General features: G+C 70.9%; 17 protein-coding genes and 1 pseudogene. 10 read left to right on the top strand and 8 right to left on the bottom strand.

Annotation, left to right across the window (positions count from 1 at the left end; translation table 11 throughout):
* Positions 1-68: 68 nt before the first annotated feature.
* Positions 69-818: a PIG-L deacetylase family protein gene (locus AC3EUV_RS28215; RefSeq protein ID WP_432145459.1), complete on the top strand. Its 750-nt coding sequence runs from the start codon at positions 69-71 to the stop codon at positions 816-818.
* 3 nt (positions 819-821) lie between these two features.
* Here the strand turns inward: AC3EUV_RS28215 and AC3EUV_RS28220 are convergent, their stop codons facing one another.
* Together AC3EUV_RS28220 and AC3EUV_RS28225 are read right to left on the bottom strand one after the other, a co-directional pair.
* Positions 822-1,766: an alpha/beta fold hydrolase gene (locus AC3EUV_RS28220; protein ID WP_432145460.1), complete on the bottom strand. Its 945-nt coding sequence runs from the start codon at positions 1,764-1,766 to the stop codon at positions 822-824.
* Between the two features lie 122 nt (positions 1,767-1,888).
* Positions 1,889-2,053 (bottom strand): hypothetical protein, encoded by a 165-nt coding sequence (locus AC3EUV_RS28225; protein WP_432145461.1) that lies wholly within the window; start codon positions 2,051-2,053, stop codon positions 1,889-1,891.
* A gap of 188 nt (positions 2,054-2,241) precedes the next feature.
* Here AC3EUV_RS28225 and AC3EUV_RS28230 point away from each other — a divergent pair, with 188 nt between their 5' ends.
* Positions 2,242-3,000, top strand: coding sequence for a carbonic anhydrase (locus AC3EUV_RS28230; protein WP_432145462.1), 759 nt, complete (start codon positions 2,242-2,244; stop codon positions 2,998-3,000).
* 109 nt (positions 3,001-3,109) lie between these two features.
* Here the strand turns inward: AC3EUV_RS28230 and AC3EUV_RS28235 are convergent, their stop codons facing one another.
* Complete coding sequence (locus AC3EUV_RS28235) at positions 3,110-3,535, bottom strand: ATP-binding protein (protein WP_435604163.1); 426 nt, start codon at positions 3,533-3,535, stop codon at positions 3,110-3,112.
* Positions 3,536-3,697: 162 nt separating this feature from the next.
* Between AC3EUV_RS28235 and AC3EUV_RS28240 the strand changes: the two genes are divergently transcribed.
* The 6 genes from AC3EUV_RS28240 (at position 3,698) to AC3EUV_RS28265 (ending at position 11,091) form a co-directional block, all read left to right on the top strand.
* Entirely contained in the window at positions 3,698-4,465 is a 768-nt protein-coding gene (locus AC3EUV_RS28240; RefSeq protein ID WP_435604164.1) for an IclR family transcriptional regulator, read from the top strand.
* A 38-nt stretch (positions 4,466-4,503) separates the two neighbouring features.
* Complete coding sequence (glpK, locus tag AC3EUV_RS28245) at positions 4,504-6,018, top strand: glycerol kinase GlpK (RefSeq protein WP_435604165.1); 1,515 nt, start codon at positions 4,504-4,506, stop codon at positions 6,016-6,018.
* A gap of 179 nt (positions 6,019-6,197) precedes the next feature.
* A complete protein-coding gene (locus tag AC3EUV_RS28250; protein WP_432145466.1) occupies positions 6,198-7,334 on the top strand; it encodes a molybdopterin-dependent oxidoreductase in 1,137 nt (378 codons plus the stop codon).
* Positions 7,331-7,756, top strand: a complete 426-nt coding sequence (locus AC3EUV_RS28255) for a hypothetical protein (RefSeq protein ID WP_432145467.1) — start codon at positions 7,331-7,333, stop codon at positions 7,754-7,756. The genes AC3EUV_RS28250 and AC3EUV_RS28255 overlap by 4 nt, the downstream gene beginning before the upstream one ends.
* A 1,086-nt stretch (positions 7,757-8,842) precedes the next feature.
* On the top strand, positions 8,843-10,027 hold the full coding sequence (locus AC3EUV_RS28260; protein ID WP_435604166.1) for a hypothetical protein: 1,185 nt from the start codon (positions 8,843-8,845) through the stop codon (positions 10,025-10,027).
* 32 nt (positions 10,028-10,059) lie between these two features.
* Complete coding sequence (locus AC3EUV_RS28265) at positions 10,060-11,091, top strand: hypothetical protein (protein WP_435604167.1); 1,032 nt, start codon at positions 10,060-10,062, stop codon at positions 11,089-11,091.
* A 45-nt stretch (positions 11,092-11,136) separates the two neighbouring features.
* Here the strand turns inward: AC3EUV_RS28265 and AC3EUV_RS28270 are convergent, their stop codons facing one another.
* The 3 genes from AC3EUV_RS28270 to ychF all read right to left on the bottom strand — a co-directional run bounded on the left by AC3EUV_RS28270 (position 11,137) and on the right by ychF (position 12,946).
* On the bottom strand, positions 11,137-11,391 hold the full coding sequence (locus tag AC3EUV_RS28270) for a Txe/YoeB family addiction module toxin (protein WP_009321768.1): 255 nt from the start codon (positions 11,389-11,391) through the stop codon (positions 11,137-11,139).
* Positions 11,388-11,669, bottom strand: a complete 282-nt coding sequence (locus tag AC3EUV_RS28275) for a type II toxin-antitoxin system Phd/YefM family antitoxin (protein ID WP_251084127.1) — start codon at positions 11,667-11,669, stop codon at positions 11,388-11,390. Before AC3EUV_RS28275 ends, AC3EUV_RS28270 begins: the two co-directional genes overlap by 4 nt.
* A 188-nt stretch (positions 11,670-11,857) precedes the next feature.
* Positions 11,858-12,946: a redox-regulated ATPase YchF gene (gene ychF, locus AC3EUV_RS28280; RefSeq protein WP_432147094.1), complete on the bottom strand. Its 1,089-nt coding sequence runs from the start codon at positions 12,944-12,946 to the stop codon at positions 11,858-11,860.
* A 337-nt stretch (positions 12,947-13,283) separates the two neighbouring features.
* Between ychF and AC3EUV_RS28285 the strand changes: the two are divergent.
* A pseudogene (locus tag AC3EUV_RS28285) lies at positions 13,284-13,883 on the top strand (DUF6542 domain-containing protein); the annotation flags it as partial.
* Between the two features lie 10 nt (positions 13,884-13,893).
* Here the strand turns inward: AC3EUV_RS28285 and ppgK are convergent.
* Positions 13,894-14,787, bottom strand: a complete 894-nt coding sequence (gene ppgK, locus AC3EUV_RS28290; protein ID WP_432147093.1) for a polyphosphate--glucose phosphotransferase — start codon at positions 14,785-14,787, stop codon at positions 13,894-13,896.
* 83 nt (positions 14,788-14,870) lie between these two features.
* Positions 14,871-15,890 carry a 4-hydroxy-3-methylbut-2-enyl diphosphate reductase gene (locus tag AC3EUV_RS28295; protein ID WP_432147092.1) on the bottom strand — a complete coding sequence of 340 codons (1,020 nt, stop codon included), beginning with the start codon at positions 15,888-15,890 and terminating at the stop codon, positions 14,871-14,873.
* An 84-nt stretch (positions 15,891-15,974) separates the two neighbouring features.
* Between AC3EUV_RS28295 and AC3EUV_RS28300 the strand changes: the two genes are divergently transcribed.
* A complete protein-coding gene (locus AC3EUV_RS28300; RefSeq protein ID WP_432147091.1) occupies positions 15,975-17,444 on the top strand; it encodes an APC family permease in 1,470 nt (489 codons plus the stop codon).
* Positions 17,445-17,575: the final 131 nt, after the last annotated feature.

Genomic DNA, 17,575 nt, shown 5'->3' on the forward strand with positions numbered 1-17,575 from the left:
CGGCCCGGCACGAAGACGCCGCACCAGGAACGCGGAACGCGGCATCCGGACGGGAAGGAAGGGACCCCATGCCCGCCGAACCCCACCTCTCCCCCATGCCCCGGGACTGGCAGCGGGCGCTCGCCGTCGTCGCCCACCCGGACGACCTCGAATACGGCGCCGCGGCCGCCATCGCCGAATGGACCGGCGGCGGCCGTCAGGTCAGCTACCTCCTGGTCACCCGCGGTGAGGCCGGTATCGACGGGCTCGCACCCGCCGAGTGCGCCGCGATCCGCGAGACCGAGCAACGGGCCGGCGCCGCGCTCGTCGGCGTCCACACCGTCGAGTTCCTCGACCGCCACCACGACGGTGTCATCGAGGCCGGCCCGGCGCTGCGCCGCGATCTGGCCGCGGCCATCCGCCGCCACCGCCCGGAGCTCCTGGTCACCCTCAACCACCACGACACCTGGGGCGGCGTCCAGTGGAACAGCGCGGACCACCGGGTGGTGGGGCGCGCCGTCCTGGACGCGGCGGGCGACGCCGGCAACCGCTGGATCTTCCCCGAGCTCGCCGGCGCCCAGGGCCTGGCGCCCTGGAACGGGGTGCGCTGGGTGGCCGTGGCGGGCTCCCCGTACCCCACGCACGCCGCCGAGGTCGGCCCCGGCATCGACCGCGCGGTCGACTCGCTGGCGGCCCACAGCACCTACATCAAGGGCCTGGGCGGCGCCGGCCAGGACCCCCGTGCCTACGCCCGCAGCTTCATCGAGCAGACGCTGCGCAACGGCGGCGAACGCTACCGGGGCCGTCCCGCCACCCTCTTCCAGCTCTTCCCCCGCTGAGGTTCACGGCCTGCCGGGAAGCCCGCGGACGAAGCCGGACACCAGCCCCGCGACCTCCTCCGGCCGTTCCAGCAGCATCGCGTGCGTCCCGTCGACTCCGGCGACGGTCACCCGCGGCCGGGTCCGCGCCAGTTCGGCCAGGTCGCGCGCCAGCCCCCGTACATAGGCCGCCATCATTGCGTCGAACCACGGGGGCATGCCCGGCACCGACGGGTTGGGACGTAGCGCACGGGCGATCAGCAGCGGCCGGGTCACCCTCCGGTAGAGCGCGAACAGATCGATGCCCGCCATCGCCTCCTGCGTCTCCCGCGCCTGCCGCCGCCCCGGCCGCAGGAAGAGCTGCCCGTCCGCCGTCTCCCCCAAGGACCGTCGTACGCCGGCCTCCATCAGCTCCGCCGGAATCCCCAACTCCGCCGCCATCGCGGTCTGATAACCCAGGACCGCGTCCAACGCCTCGGGAGGGAAGGGCCGTCCGCCGGCCTCCTCGGCGAATTCCCGCGCCTCCCCGAGCCGTTCCCGCACCGTCGCGGCGTCCAGTCCCAGGTACTGCTCCGGCCGCCCCATCCCGTGGCCGTCGAGATTCACCGCCGCCGGCACGCCGCCGTCCCGCTCCAGGCAGCGCGCGGCGATCATGCCGCCCAGTGAATGACCCACCACCACGGCGTCCTTCGCCCCGCACGCCGTCAGTACCGCCGTCACATCGTCGGCGGCCACCTCGAAGGTCCACGGCACCGCGCCGTCCCCCGACCGCCCGTGCGCCCGCAGATCCATCGCCCACACCCGGTGCCGCCCGGCCAGCAGCGGGGCGACCCGCGCCCAGTCCGCCAGCGTCCGCCCCGCACCGTGCAGCAACAGCACCGCGGAGCCGTCCCCGCCGTGATCCCGCACGGCGAGCTCCACGCCGTCGGCCGCCACACACACCAGATCCCCGCCCGCGCTCTTCGTCATGCCCTCACGCTAGGGCCGCAAATGGGCTACAAGATCATCCGCAAAAAGGATGCCCCGGCCGCCCGATCCGGGTCAGAATGGATCAACCCCCTTTTGCCACCGGCCCCTTGCCGGCCGTCCGCTCACCGCCTCTGCCGGGCCACGTAGGCAATGTTCAGGACGTCGCCGGGCCCCTCCCGTGTCCCGACCACCTCGCCGAAGCCCGTCTCCCGCAGCGTTCGCAGCGCGGTCCGCCGGTCCCTGACCGTTCCGAGCCCGGCGCCGCCCTCCGCGAGGGACACGGTCATGCGGGAGAAGACCGACAGGGCGTAGCGGGTGGGCCGGGCCGCCGCCGACCGGGCCCGTTCTGTGGGCCGTCGGTGGCACAGCGGGCCGCACCCGCTTGCGCCTCCCGCCGGGCGCCCGCCCCGCCCGGAACAATCGCCCCCTGACCAGGACGTATGCAGACGTCTCAGCGGACTGAGGGGAACGACCGATGGACGGAGCGAGACAGCCGGACCGCAGAGCCCTGCTGGCCGGCGGACTGTTCGCCGCCACGGCGGCACTCACGGGGTGCTCCTCGACGAGCACCGCCCCGGCAGCAGCCGGTGCCTCGCCGCAGGCGCGGCCCACCATGCAGCCCACCGCGCGGCCGACCACCCCGGAAGCGGCCTTCACCCGCCTGATGGAGGGCAACCAGCGCTGGGTGAGCGGCGACCTCCAGCACCCCGACCGGGATCCGGACCGGCGCGAGTTCGTGGCCCAGAAACAGACGCCTTTCGGGTCGGTCCTCGCGTGCATCGACTCCCGGGTGCCGCCGGAGCTGCTCTTCGACACCGGGCTGGGCGACCTCTATGTGATGCGCACGGGCGGCGAGGCGGTCGGGCCGGTGGTCACGGGTTCCGTGGAGTACGGGCCGATGACCAGCGGCACCCCCCTCATCGTGGTCCTCGGCCACCAGCGCTGCGGCGCCGTCGAGGCGTCGTACAAGTCCCTCCGCGACGGCAAGCCGCTGCCCGGCAACCTGGAGGCCATCGCCCGCGCCCTGCGGCCGGCCTACGAACAGACGGTCCGGGAAGGCGGCAGCGACCCGGTCGACACCATGGCCCGCGCCCAGGTCACCCTGACCGCCGCCAACCTCCGCTCCAACCAGGACCTGGCCCCCCTCGTACGCAAGGGGACCCTCGCCGTGATCGGCGCCTACTACTCCCTGGACACCGGCAAGGTGGAGGTGCTGTCGGGGGCGCCGTCCTGACCTGGGGATTGGGCGGCGGCGCGAGCACGGCCGCCGACTCCTGCCGGGGTCTGCCGGGGCTGCCCGGGTCTGCCGTGGCCTGCTGGTGTCTGCGCCGGGGCCTGCCGGTTCAGGCCGCGGGGAGCTCCGCCCACCAGGTGATGCCGCCCGGGTGGACCCGGGTGCCGCACTCGGCCGCCAGGGCGGTGACGATGTCGAGCCCGCGGCCGTGCTCGGCCGGGCAGGGGGCGACGACCGGCCGCCCGTCCGCCGCCGCAGGCCCCGCGTCGGTCACCTCTACGCGCAGCGCGCCGCGCCCGCCGGTCCCGGCCCGTGACAGCCGCAGCACCGCCGGCGGCAGGGCGTGCACGACCGCGTTGGTGATCAGCTCCGAGATCACCAGGAGCGCGTCCTCGGCGACGTCCGGGGCCAGGTTCCAGTCGGCCAGGACCGTACGCACCCTCCGGCGTACGACCGAGACGGCCTCGGGGATGTGCGGCAGCGGACAGACGTGTCCGTCCGCCTCCGGAACCACCAGGTCAAGCTGTGCCGTCATGCCTCCACCTCCGAGGCCGGTGCCGGCTGGACGCCGGGCCTGAGAGGGACGCTATGGCGGACGGTGGAGGCGGTCAATGAACGGCGGTCGGCATTACCGAACGCCGGATTCCGAGGGTCCTTTCCTTCCGGCCGCTGCCGACCGCGGGACTACCATTGCCTCATGGCCGGCCCGGTCCAGTCGATCGAACGGGCGGCGGCGATCCTGCGTCTGCTCGCCAGTGGGCCCCGTCGGCTCGGGCTCGGTGAGGTGGCCGCGTCGCTCGGTCTGGCGAAGGGCACCACCCACGGCATTCTGCGCACCCTCCAGAACGTCGACTTCGTCGAGCAGGACGCGGCGACCGGGAAGTACCACCTCGGGGCCGCGCTGCTGCACCTGGGCACCAGCTACCTCGACGTCAACGAGCTGCGGTCGCGCTCCATCAACTGGGCCGACGCCCTTGCCGCCCGTAGTGGGGAAGCGGTCCGTCTGGGCGCGCCCCTGGAGGGCAAGGTGCTCATCGTCCACCACGTCTTCCGCCCCGACGACACCCTCCAGACCCTGGATGTGGGCGCGCTGCTGCCCCTGCACGCCTCCTCGCTCGGCAAGGTGCTGCTGGCCTTCGGCAGCGTGCCACTGGAGCCGGCGGTGGAGACCGGGCTGGAGGCGTGCACCCGGCACACCCTGGTCGCCCCGGAGCGCCTCACCCGGGCGCTCACCGAGGTCCGGGACCTCGGGTGGGCCGCCGAAGTACAGGAGATGACCATGGGCGAGGCCGGCATCGCCGCGCCGATACGGGGCCACGGTGGCCTGGTGGTCGGCGCCATCGGCGCCTCGGGAACGGTCGAGCGGATCTGCGACGCCAAAGGGGTCCCGCTGCCGGCCCTTGTCAGCCAGGTGCGCCACGCCGCCCAGGCGATCTCCAGAGACCTGGGGGCCGCCCGCTGGTAGACCCCGAGGCCCGCACGCCCCGCGACGGGAGGCTGATCATGGTTGAGCGGTATGTGATGTCCATCGATCAGGGCACCACCTCCACCCGATGCATCCTGTTCGACCACCAGGGGCGGCTGGTGTCGGTCGCCCAGCGGGAGCACCAGCAGCACTTCCCCCGGCCCGGGTGGGTCGAGCACGACGCCGTCGAGATCTGGCACACGCTTCAGCGCGTGGTGCCGCAGGCGCTGTCCCACGCCGAGGTCAGCACCCATGAGGTCGCCGCCATCGGGATCGCCAACCAGCGCGAGACCACCGTGCTGTGGGACCGGCGTACGGGCACCCCGCTGGGCCGGGCGATCGTCTGGCAGGACACCCGTACGGCCCCGCTGGTCGAGGAGCTCAGCAGCCGGCCGGGGGACGACTTCTTCGTCCGCCGCTGCGGCCTGTCCCCGTCCACGTACTTCTCCGCCCCCCGGATCCGCTGGCTGTTCGACCATGTCGACGGGCTGCGGCAGCGCGCCGAGGACGGTGAGGTGCTGTTCGGCACGATGGAGAGCTGGCTGATCTGGAACCTCACCGGCGGGCCGGCCGGCGGTCTGCACCTCACCGACGTCACCAACGCCAGCCGCACCATGCTCATGAACATCAGCACGCTCAACTGGGACGAGGAACTGCTGGAGTTCTTCGGGGTCCCGCGCCCGATGCTCCCGGAGATCCACTCCTCGGCCGAGACCTACGGAGTCGCCCGTTCCGTCCTCCCGGGCGTCCGTATCACCGCGGCACTCGGTGACCAGCAGGCGGCGCTGTTCGGCCAGACCTGCTTCGCCCCCGGCGAGGCGAAGTGCACCTACGGAACCGGCAGCTTCCTGCTGCTCAACACCGGCACCGACCTCGTACGGTCCCGGCACGGACTGCTCACCACCGTCGCCTACAAGATCGAGGACCAGCCCGCGGTCTACGCCCTCGAAGGCCCGATTGCCGTCACCGGCGCGCTGGTCCAGTGGTTCCGCGACCGGCTGGGGCTGATCAGCACCGCTCCCGAGATCGAGACTCTCGCGCGCAGCGTCGAGGACAACGGCGGCTGCTACATCGTCCCGGCCTTCTCCGGGCTGTACGCGCCACACTGGCGCAGCGACGCCCGCGGCGTGATCGTCGGCCTCACCTCGTACATCACCAAGGAGCACCTGGCGCGGGCCGTGCTGGAGGCCACCGGCTGGCAGACCCGGGAGGTGGTCGACGCCATGAACGCCGACTCCTCGCTCGCCCTGAAGGTGCTCAAGGTGGACGGCGGCATGACGTCCGACAACCTCCTCATGCAGTTCCTGGCCGACGTGCTCGACGTGCCCGTGGTGCGCCCCATGGCCGTCGAGACGGTCTCCCTGGGCGCCGCGTACGCCGCCGGCCTCGCCGCCGGCTACTGGCCCGACCTGGAGGTCCTGCGCCGCAACTGGCACCGGGCCGCCCAGTGGCTGCCGGACATGGACCCCGAGCGGCGGCAGTCGGAGTACGAGAACTGGAAGCGGGCGGTCGAGCGCGCACTGGGCTGGATCCGGCCACCCAGCCAGTCCTGACGGTTCGTCACTTGGTGAGCGCCCGTAGAACCGGACCGGGTTCCGCACCCCGTCGTCCAGTGAGGCCACACCGAGTGTCCGCCCGGGCACAGCAAGCCGATGTCCGTGTTCCGTAAGGAGGCGAGGCATTCCACAGCACCCATACGGCGGCTGTGATGGGACACATGAAATTGAGACACATGAAATCCCGTCTCTCTCCTCCGGTGTTCAAGGGCAGACTCCATGACGCCCGCACGGCGACCTCGATCGGCCGGTGGCTGGGGTCGGCGTTCGCGGTGTGCTTCGTCACCGGACTGATCAGCCACCTCATGCAGCATCCGCCGGACTGGCTGGCCAACAGCATCCCCAGCCGCCCGTCGTGGGGATACCGCCTCACCCAGGGCCTGCACGTCGCCTCCGGCATCGCGGCGATCCCTTTGCTGCTGGCCAAACTGTGGACCGTGTATCCACGGCTGTTCGAACGGCCGCTACTACGGTCGGTCCGGCACGCCCTGGAGCGGCTGTCGATCGCCGTGCTGGTGGCAGGATCCGTCTTCGAGCTGGCGACGGGACTGCTGAACACGGCCCAGTGGTACCCGTGGCCGTTCTCGTTCGTGCCGGTGCACTACGCCGTGGGGTGGCTGGTCGTCGGGGCGATGGTGCTGCACCTCGCGGTCAAGGCCCCGGAGATCCGGGCACATTGGAGCCGGCGGTCGCCCGGGACGCTCGCCCTGCCCGTAGAGGACGGACCCGACCGGCGCTCCCTGCTGGCCGCGGTGGGCGCCGCGGTCGGCGCCGTCACGCTGACCACCGTGGGCCAGTCCGTCACCCCGCTGAAGGACTTCACCCTCTTCGCACCGCGCCACCCGGACCAGGGCCCGCAGTCCTTGCCCGTCAACCGCACGGCTGCCGCAGCCGGCGTCGGCCGGATCGCCGACGAGGAGTACCGCCTGGTGGTGGACGGTCCGCAGCGCTACACCCTGACGCTGGACGAGCTGCGCGCGCTGCCGCAGCACGAGGTGGAGCTGCCGATCGCCTGTGTGGAGGGCTGGAGCAAGTCGGCGCACTGGACGGGTGTGCGGGTCGCGGACCTGCTGGAACGGGCGGGCTCACCACCGCACGCGCGGGTCCGGGTAACGTCCTTGCAACTGCGCGGCGGCTACCGGGTGTCAGAGATGGGCCATGAACACGCCCGCGACCCCCTGACCCTGCTCGCCCTACGCCTGAACGGCGCGGAACTCGCCCCCGACCACGGCTACCCGGCACGCCTCATCGCCCCGAACCGCCCCGGCGTACTCCAGACCAAGTGGGTCGGCCGACTGGAGGTCCTGGCATGAAGCTCCTGCGTGCCCTCGCGGGCGTGACCGGACTGGCGCTCATGGGCGTCGGGGCGTCCTTGCTGACGGACGTCCGTGAAGTGACCGGCGTGCTGGCCTGGTTGGGCGGAGCGGTAGTGCTGCACGACGCGTTGATCGCGCCGGTGGTGCTGCTGGTGGGGATGGTGGTGGTGCGCGGTGGTGTGCGCGGAGGGATGCGCGATGGCGTGCGCGGCCCGGTCCGTGGCGCCCTGACGGTCGCGGGCGCGTTGACCATGGTCGCCCTGCCGGTACTGCTGCGCCCGGGACCGAGGGCCAACTCCTCGGTGCTGCCGCTGGATTACTGGGGCAACTGGATGCTCGCGATGGTGGCCGTGGCCGTGGTGACGGCCGTCGTCCTGGCTGCCCGGCATTTCATCCGTGGCCGACGGCAGCCGTCGTAGGGCAGATGCCGCCGCTGTCCAACACGGGAGCGGCATCCCAGCACGGCAGGGCTCAGACACACCTCGACACCAGCTTGCGTACAGGCAACCGCGCTTGCCTCCTTCGAAGGCTGGGCAGCCACATCAGGGGCGAGAACCGCATGGCCTTCTGCACGACCGCACGACATCAGTCCCAGGTGTTCGAGGATCGTGGGGAGGACTGTCAGTGGGGTCCTGCATCCTGGAGGCAGCTCAGGGCAGAGGGGGGAAAGGTGGGTGGAGTTGACACAGCGCGGGGCATGGGGTTCCAGACAGCATGCGCCATTCTGCAACTGATTCGCACCCCGGGGCAGTATCCGGAGGCCGACGCCTTTCGGGTTGAGGGCGCCGACGAAGCCATCGACTTCGAAGTGCGAGACGCACAGGGGCAGCCGCTCTTGCCGGCCCAGGCCAAGACTCGGATCGAGCCGGGCTCGTGGTCCGGCCCGGAGCTGATGCGGCTCGCCCGTCGATGGGGAGAGGCCGATCCGGAAGGTACGGCGGTGTTGCGGTTTCTTTCCGATGCTCCAGTGCACCCGTCGTCGGGGCAGGCCGTGCGGGATGCGGCTGCACTGACCCGCACCGTTCCGGAACCGGACCGGTGGCTGGCCAAGTGCGCGGGCCTGCGAACCTCGATCACGCTCACCGCCGACGACCACGCTCTCCTGCGACGGCTCGAGATCGACACCCGGATCGGCCCGTGGGAACAGGTCCTCGACCAGGCCCGGCTGGAGCTGTTGCGGATGTCCCCCGCCGCCATGGCAGCGGCCGAGGTCGACGGCACCATCGACGCGTTGTTCGTGAAGATGTTTGAGTGGTCTGCGGACCGTCGACTCGCCCGACGTACGCTTCGGCTGGACGCGCTTCCGGGGCTCCTGCGTGGACACCGGACCGTGCCTGGGGCGAAGTCGGGCGAGCTGTCGGGACCAGGCCGCGCCCTGTTCCGCGGGGTCCCCTCGGCCGCGGGCGTGCGCGGCAGGGAGCAGGAACTGAGTGCGCTGCGGGAGCGGTTCGAAAGAGACCGCGACACGGGGAAGGTCCGCGTGGTCGTGTCCGGACTGGGGGGGCATGGGCAAATCGAGCATCGCCAGCCTGTATGCCCACCGCTACCGAGACCAGTACGAATTTGTCTGGTGGATCCCCTCCGACACCCGGGAGGAGGTACTCGCCGCCTATCGGCGAATCCTCGCCGAGGAGCGGCACGGAGCCGAGTCGGCCACGGAAGGGGAGGTCCTCGCCCAGGTCAACCTCCTCTTCGCACAGCTGGGCACGCGACTGCTGCTCGTCTACGACAACGTCGCGAACCGGGAGCTGCTGCGCAGGATGCTGCCAGCCTGCGAGGGCACGCACATACTGATCACCACCCGTGACTCGGCCTGGGCCACGGCTGACGGCGGACTGGTCGTGGAACGGATGACTACTGAGGAGGCAACCGCCTGGGCCAGGGAGCGACTGCCGGACGTCTCCAAGACCGAAGTGTCCGAACTAGTCGACGCGGTGGAGGGCATCCCGCTCGGCATCGCCCAGGCCACCGGCTACATCGCGGCGACTCAATGCCCGGTTGGTGTCTATCTAGCAGAACTCGCCGACTGCCGGGCCCGGTTGCTCGACGGCTCCGGCTTCGTGCCGCTCGATTACCGGGAGGGTGCGACGCTGACGGCGGCGGTGGCTCTCAGCGTCGGGAAGGTCCTCGCTCAGTCGCTGCACTCGCCCGAGAATTCGGGACGGCATCTCGCCGCCGGCCTGCTCGCCCGCTGCGCCCTGCTCGCCCCGGACTTCATTCCGCTTCACCTCGCAACGCTCGACCTTCCGACCGGGTCGGGCGTCTACAGTGCCGTGGCGGAGCTGCGCAGGTTCTCCCTGGTCGATCCTCGCGACGGCATGCTGGCAATCCATAGCATCGTCCAAGAGGTAGTCCGCGCGCTGATGGACGGCGAGACCGTCGACATGATGCAAGGACGCTTCCAGTACGAGCTGGTGGAACGGTTGGTGGACTGCCAGAAGCAGCACAGGTGGACCGAAGCAGCCGCACTGATCGAGCATGCGGTGCATGTGACGCATCACGTGATCGGCAGCGGCCACGCGGACGGCAACACCGTGGCATTGCTGGCAAACGTCGCGGGAGCGATCTCGAACATCCACGGCGACCTGGTGCGCAGCGAGGCGCTGTTGCGCGAAGCACTCGAGATCGTGGAACACGCCGACGAGGGGGCGGTGGACGATCCCGTGTCCCCGAGCCCGCCGAGCGGGTAGCCATCAACATCATGCGCCACCATGCGGACCACATGGTGGACGCGGCCCATGCTGTGATGGTCGGCAGCCTCAACCGGCAGAAGCACGAGCTGACCACTGACGTCTGGATCCTGCAGGCCGCGGAGTCATTGATCGACCGGGCTGAGACCCTCCTCAGAGCTCACACCGAAGCCGGGCCGGACGTACTGGCCTATGTCGTCAATCGGCGCGCGGTTCTCGCCTGGACTCGGCATCCGCTGGGACATCCGGACGGAGATCCGGACCTGTGCCGTGCTCTCATGCGCGAGAGTCTGGAACTGTTCGAGGCGGCGGGACAGGCCCATGTACCGCTCGCGATCAACGCACGCCAGTTCCTGGAATTGCACGAGCAGAGCTCCCATGGCGAACCCTCCGAAACGGTGGGCGAGGATGGGCCTCCTCGTGTCCCGCTGCCACCGTCGGGCGGCAGCGGTGCACACCGGATGTCCGAATACTCCTGGCGCGACGCCGTGGCCCTGACCCGGGCCGTTCCCCCGGATGCGCGCTTGGTGTACGGCCTGCTCGGAGCCACCAGTTATCACCTGGGCGGGCAGGCGGCGCCCTCCTCTGCCTTCCTCGCCCTGGCGTTCGCCGCGGCGCTGCGCTCCATGGGCTTGGAATGCAGGCTGCTCCCGACCAGGTTGCAGGTGGCACGGGGTGAAGAGGACCCACTCGATCTGCCGGGCTGGCAACAGCAGCCGATGGCCCTACCGGACGGAGAGGTCCGCGGGCACGTGACCATCTGGTGCGAGGAAGCCGGGCGGCTGGTGGATCCGGCCCTGCTGCTCGGCCAGAGCCTGTTCGCCCCCGGCGCCGCGGAGCGCAAGATCTTCCAGACCCCTGTGGTCTTGCCGGCGCCTGGGCTGGAGACCCTGCTCAACGTCAGACTGTCCACTCACCGGGAAGGGCATCTGCTGACATATGAATTCCGTCCCGACTGGGAAGACCGACTCGGTGACGGGGTCGCACATCTGGACAGGATGGCGGTCGCCGACTTCGCGCAGCAGCTCGCCACCTCCGCAGCCCTTGCCGCCAACATCACCTGAAGGAGCAGGTCCGACACAGGATGTGCCCCGTCGAGAGCGATGCGTCTAGTAGTGATAGCGAGCTGCGAGGATCACAATTTCCTTGTCCGTGACCAGGTAGACGAGGCGGTGCTCATCATCGATCCGCCTCGACCACGCTCCGGGCAAGTGGTATTTGAGGGGCTCGGGCTTACCGATTCCTGTGAAGGGGTCACGCTTGACGTCCTCGATGAGCTTGTTAATCCGAGCGAGCATCTTGCGGTCGTTCTTGAGCCATGACGTGTAATCCTCCCAGCCCTGGTCTTCGAAGACGAGCCTCACGCAGCACCTGCAGCAGGGTCCACTGCGTCCGGATCGATCAGCTCGCGCTCGGACACGTTGATGTTGCCCAGGGCGTTCTCGTACGCCTTGAGCAACCGCCTTGCGTTCGCAGGCGAGCGCAGCAGGTACGAGCCTTCGCGCAGTGCGGCGTAGTCCTCGGCCGAGACGAGCACGGCGTTGCCGTGCTTGGAGACGATCTCGATGGCCTCGTGATCGTCGTTGACCTTCTTGATCAGCGGAAAGAGAGCCTTGCGGGCTTCGCTCGCGGTTATGGACATTGGCTGACTCCCTACATCAAGCGGTACCGAATAACGTACCACTAGCGACCTCCTCGAGTCGGACCAAGTGAGTGACCGGCCATCAGGAAACCCGGCACGGGAAACAGCATGGGGTCGGCTCCCCGAGGAGCCGACCCCATTTGACCTGCATCTTTACCAGGTCCCCAACGTGGTGTTATTTCATCCGCTCACACATTGAACCGGAACTCCACCACATCCCCGTCCTGCATCACATACTCCTTGCCCTCCATGCGGGCCTTGCCGGCCGCGCGGGCCTCGGCCACCGAGCCGGTTTCGACCAGGTCGGTGAAGGAGATGACCTCGGCCTTGATGAAGCCCTTCTGGAAGTCGGTGTGGATGACACCGGCTGCCTCGGGGGCCGTGGCGCCCTTCTTGATGGTCCAGGCGCGGGTTTCCTTGGGGCCGGCCGTCAGGTAGGTCTGGAGGCCGAGGGTGTTGAAGCCGACGTGGGCGAGGGTGGCGAGGCCGGGCTCTTCCTGGCCGACGGACTGGAGGAGTTCCAGGGCCTCGTCCTCGTCGAGCTCGGCGAGGTCGGCCTCCAGCTTGGCGTTCAGGAAGATCGCCTCGGCGGGGGCGACCAGGGCGCGCTGTTCGTTCTTGAAGTCCTCGTCGATCAGCTCGTCCTCGTCGACGTTGAAGACGTAGAGGAAGGGCTTGGTGGTGAGGAGGTGGAGGTCGTGGAGGAGCTCCTCCTTGCCCGAGCCCTGGACGATGCCCTGGGAGAAGAGGGTGTCGCCCTTCTCCAGGATCTCCTTGGCCGCCTCGACCGCCGCGACCTTCGGGGCCACGTCCTTCTTGATCCGGGACTCCTTGACCAGGCGCGGCAGCACCTTCTCGATGGTCTGGAGGTCGGCGAGGATCAGCTCGGTGTTGATGGTCTCGATGTCGTTCTTGGGCGAGACCTTGCCGTCGACGTGGACGACGTTCTCGTCCTTGAAGGCGCGGATGACCTGGCAGATCGCATCGGACTCGCGGATGTTCGCGAGGAACTTGTTGCCCAGGCCCTCGCCCTCGGAGGCGCCGCGGACGATGCCGGCGATGTCGACGAAGTCGACGGTGGCCGGGAGGATCTTCTGGGAGGCGAAGATCTCGGCCAGCTTGGCCAGGCGGGGGTCGGGGACGCCGACGACACCGACGTTCGGCTCGATGGTGGCGAACGGGTAGTTGGCCGCCAGCACGTCGTTCTTGGTCAGGGCATTGAACATGGTCGACTTGCCGACATTCGGCAGACCGACGATTCCGATCGTGAGCGACACGTGGCGACTCGACTTCCGAGCGAGGTGGTGGGGTGGGCACGGCCCCGGGAGGGCCGATCCACCAGTCTACGGGGCGGTGGGGGCGGGGTGGCCGCCCCCAGGACCGGCCCGCGCCCCGGCCCGTAGCGAACTCGGCCGCAAGCTCGGCGAAAGCGCGTGTCCCGCGACCGGTTAATACCACTTAGCGGCCTACCGTGGCCGGGTGGAGCAACACGAAGCGCGCACGCCCCAGCACAGCCCGCCGCGGTCCGGACGGCCGCCCGCGGGCCAGGACGCCCGGCTCCCGCGCCCCGCGGAGGCCGTGACCCCCGATCCCGACGACGCCTTTCTCTCCGCGATGCGGGCCTCCGGGTTCGCGTCCGTACCGGCCTCCTCCGCGACGGCCGCCGTGCATGCCCCGCCGCGCGGGCCTTCCCCGGCCGGGGCCCTCCGGGCGCCCGCCCGTCCGGCGGCCTCCCCGGCCTCCCCAGCCTCCCCGGCCTCCCCGGCCCCCGGGCACGCCCCGGCCCCACCGGCGGGCGCGGAATCCTCCGCCGTCTACCGGGCCGGGTCCCGGCGCCCGGCGGACGGTCCGCCGGACGTCCCGCGGCGCCGGCTGCCGGCCGCCAAGCTGACCGGGCTCGGCTGCTGGCTGCTGGCGACGCTGGCGCTGCTGGCGTTCGCCTTCGTGGACCGGCTGCTGTTCGGCGGCGCACCGGCTCCCTACGGCGTCTGGTACCTGCTGGTGGGCGTCGGCGCGGCGCTGTGGATCAGGCCGTACGACCTGATCTGTGCGCCGGTCACCCTGCCGATCGCCTTCGCGCTGGGTGCGCTGCCGATCCAGCACGGCGGGGACGGGTTCGAGGGGCTGCTGATGGGCCTCTTCACCGTCCTCGCGCTGAACGCGGGCTGGCTCTACGCGGGCACACTGGTCTGCGCGCTGCTCGCGCTCGTCCGGCGGGCGCTGCTCATCGCGCGGCGTCGGGCCAGCCGACCGGTGAGTCGACCGCAGAGCGGACCGCGCGGGCAGCGGAACCGGCCGGCGTCGCGGGTTGCCGACCGGCCGCGGCCGCGGCCCGGGAACCGTCCGCGGCAGGTGGCTCGCCAGCCCGAGCGGCGTGCGCAGCCATCGCGGCCCCCACAATCCCCGCATTGTTCTGAAGCTGAGCCGGCACGATCTCGGCCCTGATGCCCTCGATCAGCGGCACGAACTTCTCCGCCTTGCGGCTCACCCCGCCGCCGATCACGAACAGCTCGGGCGAGAAGAGCATCTCCACATGGGCGAGGTACTTCTGGACCCGGTGGGCCCAGTGCTGCCAGCTCAGCCCCTCGTCCTCCTTGGCCTTGGTGGAGGCGCGCTTCTCGGCGTCATGGCCGTGCAGCTCCAGATGGCCGAGCTCGGTGTTGGGCACGAGGCGGCCGTCGATGAAGACCGCGCTGCCGATGCCGGTGCCGAGGGTGAGCACGATGACCGTGCCCGTGCGGTCGCGGCCCGCGCCGTAGCGCATCTCGGCCAGGCCGGCCGCGTCCGCGTCGTTGAGCAGGGTGACCGGGCGGCCGGCGGACTCGCCGCCCAGCCGTCCGGTGAGCAGGGCGTCGGCGTCGAGACCGATCCAGCCCTGGTCGACGTTGGCGGCCGTACGGGTCGTGCCGTCGGCGACCACACCGGGGAAGGTCGCACCGACCGGCCCCGTCCACCCGAAGTGGTCCACGACCTCCTTGACGCAGTCCGCGACCGCTTCCGGGGTGGCCGGGTGCGGGGTCAGTACCTTGTGGCGCTCCTCGGCGAGATCGCCGCGCGCCAGATCCACCGGGGCACCCTTGATGCCCGATCCGCCGATGTCCACACCGAAGACCCTCATGGGAAAAGGCTAGGCGCGGACGGGGCGGCTCGCCCCCGGGATGCGACGACTCGTGGCCCCCGGGTGGCGAACCGGCGGGAGGCTCAGTCCTCGGTGGCGGACTTGGCCTCGGCGCGCAGGTCCCGGCGGAGCTCCTTGGGCAGCGAGAAGTGGATGGACTCCTCGGCGGCCGTGAGGGTCGAGACGTCCTCGTAGCCGCGTGCGGCGAGCCACTCCAGGACGCCGTCCACGAGGATCTCGGGGACGGAGGCGCCGGAGGTGACGCCGACCGTGCCGACACCCTCCAGCCAGGACTCGTCGATCTCCTCGGCGTAGTCGACCAGATGGGCGTCGCGGGCGCCGGCGCCCAGCGCCACCTCGACGAGGCGCACGGAGTTCGAGGAGTTCTTGGAGCCGACGACGATGACCAGATCGGCCTCGGCGCCCATCTGCTTCACCGCGGTCTGACGGTTCTGGGTGGCGTAGCAGATGTCGTCGCTGGGCGGCGAGAGGAGGTTGGGGTAGCGGCCCTTGAGGGCATCCACCGTCTCCATGGTCTCGTCGACCGAGAGGGTGGTCTGGGAGAGCCAGACGACCTTGTCCGGGTCGCGGACCTCGACATTCTCGACGTCCTTCGGGCCGTCGACGAGGGTGATGTGCTCGGGCGCCTCACCGCTGGTGCCGATGACCTCTTCGTGGCCCTCGTGGCCGATCAGGAGGATGTCGTAGTCCTCCTTGGCGTAGCGGACCGCTTCCTTGTGGACCTTGGTGACCAGCGGGCAGGTCGCGTCGATGGTGGCGAGCTTGCCGCGCTTGGCCTCTTCGTGGACGACCGGGGCGACGCCGTGTGCCGAGAAGATGACGATGTTGCCCTCGGGTACCTCTTCCGTCTCCTCGACGAAGATGGCGCCCTTCTTCTCCAGGGTCTTCACGACGTACTTGTTGTGCACGATCTCGTGGCGAACGTAGACGGGCGCGCCGTACTGCTCAAGGGCCTTCTCGACGGCGATGACGGCGCGGTCCACGCCCGCGCAGTAGCCACGCGGGGCGGCGAGCAGGACCCTGCGGCGCGAAGCGGCTTCGCCCGGGGTGGTGGCGGGAGTCGGGCTGGGCGAGGAAGTCATGCGTCCCATCGTAAGGGCGTGGCCCTCGCCCCGAAGATCGGCCGCTGGCCCAGACTGAGGGCGGCACGCAGCGAGGAGGCACGGATGCCGGGCACCAGCGGCAGTGAGGCGGAGGGGGCGGAGGACGGCGGGGAGGACGGCGCCACCGGCGGGGGCGCGGACTCCGGCGCTCCCGGGGCGCTGCGGCGGACGCTGACCTTCCGGGATTTGCTCGTCTACGGCCTGCTGTTCATCGCCCCGATGGCGCCGGTCGGCATCTTCGGCACGCTCCAGGCCAGGTCGCACGGTGCGATCACCGCCGTCTACCTGGTCGCGACCGTCGCGATGGCCTGCACCGCCTCCTCGTACGCCCAAATGGTGCGGGTGGCCCCGCGGGCCGGGTCGGTCTACGCGTATGCGCGGGCGGGGCTGGGCGAGGGTGCGGGGTTCGTCGCCGGATGGATGGCGATGCTGGACTACCTGCTGATTCCGGCCGTGGCGTATCTGTTCTCCGGGATCGCGCTGCATGCGCTGGTGCCGGCCGTGCACCCGTGGGTGTGGACGGCGCTGGCGGTGGTGGTGACGACGCTGCTGAATCTGGCGGGCGTACGGACCGCGGCCCGGGTCGGCTTCGCGGTGCTGGCGATGGAGATCGTGGTGCTCGCGGTGTTCGTGGTGTCGGCGGTCGTCGTGCTGGTGGCGCACGGGGCGCAGCGCGGGTGGGCCGCGCCGCTGACCGGGGAGGGCGGTTTCTCGGTGGGGGCGGTGCTGTCCGCGGTGTCGGTGGCGGTGCTGTCCTATCTGGGCTTCGACGCGATCGCCTCGTTCGCGGAGGAGGCCGGGGGCGGGCCGGACCGGGTGGCGCGGGCGCTGCTCAGCTGCCTGGTGGTGGCCGGGGTGCTGTTCGCGGTGCAGACGTATCTGGCGGCGCTGCTGATGCCGGTGAGCGCGGCGGATCTGGCGGCCCGGCCCGCGGAGCAGGGCACGGCGTTCTACGCCACGGTCGACGCGGCGGTGGGCGGGTGGCTGCGCGATCTGGTGGCGGTGAGCAAGGCGGTCGGCGCGGCGTTCGCGGCGCTGGCGGGGCAGGCCGCGGCCGGCCGGCTGCTGTTCGCGATGGCCCGGGACCGGCGGCTGCCGGGGGTGATGTCGAAGGTGGACTCGGCCAGCGGGGCACCGCGCCGGGCACTGCTGGGGGCGGCCCTGGTGACGCTGGTGGCGGCGGTGGGCGCGGCCCGCAGGGACGACGGGCTCGACCAGCTGTCGTCGATCGTGAACGTGGGCGCGCTCACGGCGTTCGGCCTGCTGCACGCCTCGGTGCTTGGCTGGTTCTGGATCCGGGGACGGCGGGGAGACCGCCGGCCGGGGCGAAGCGGGGCGCCCGGGGACGGGGCCGGGGACGGGGCCGGGGCGCCGAGCGTGCTGTGGCATGCGCTGGTGCCGCTGCTGGGGCTGGCGGTGGTGATCGCGGTGGTCGTCGAGGCGTCCGCCACCGCACAGCTCGTGGGCGGGGTCTGGCTGGCGGCGGGGCTCGTGGTGCTGGCGGTGCAGTACGGCGGGCGGACGCGGGCCTAGCCCCTTTTTCCCCACGTTTTCGGCTTTCCCGCCGTGGTTGTTGCTCGCCGTTGCGCCTGCGGCGGGCCGGGTGGTTTGTGGGTGCGGTGACGGACCTCCGGGGCCGGTGAGTGGGGGCGTGCGTCCGTAGA

This window comes from Streptomyces sp. bgisy130 (assembly GCF_057708345.1).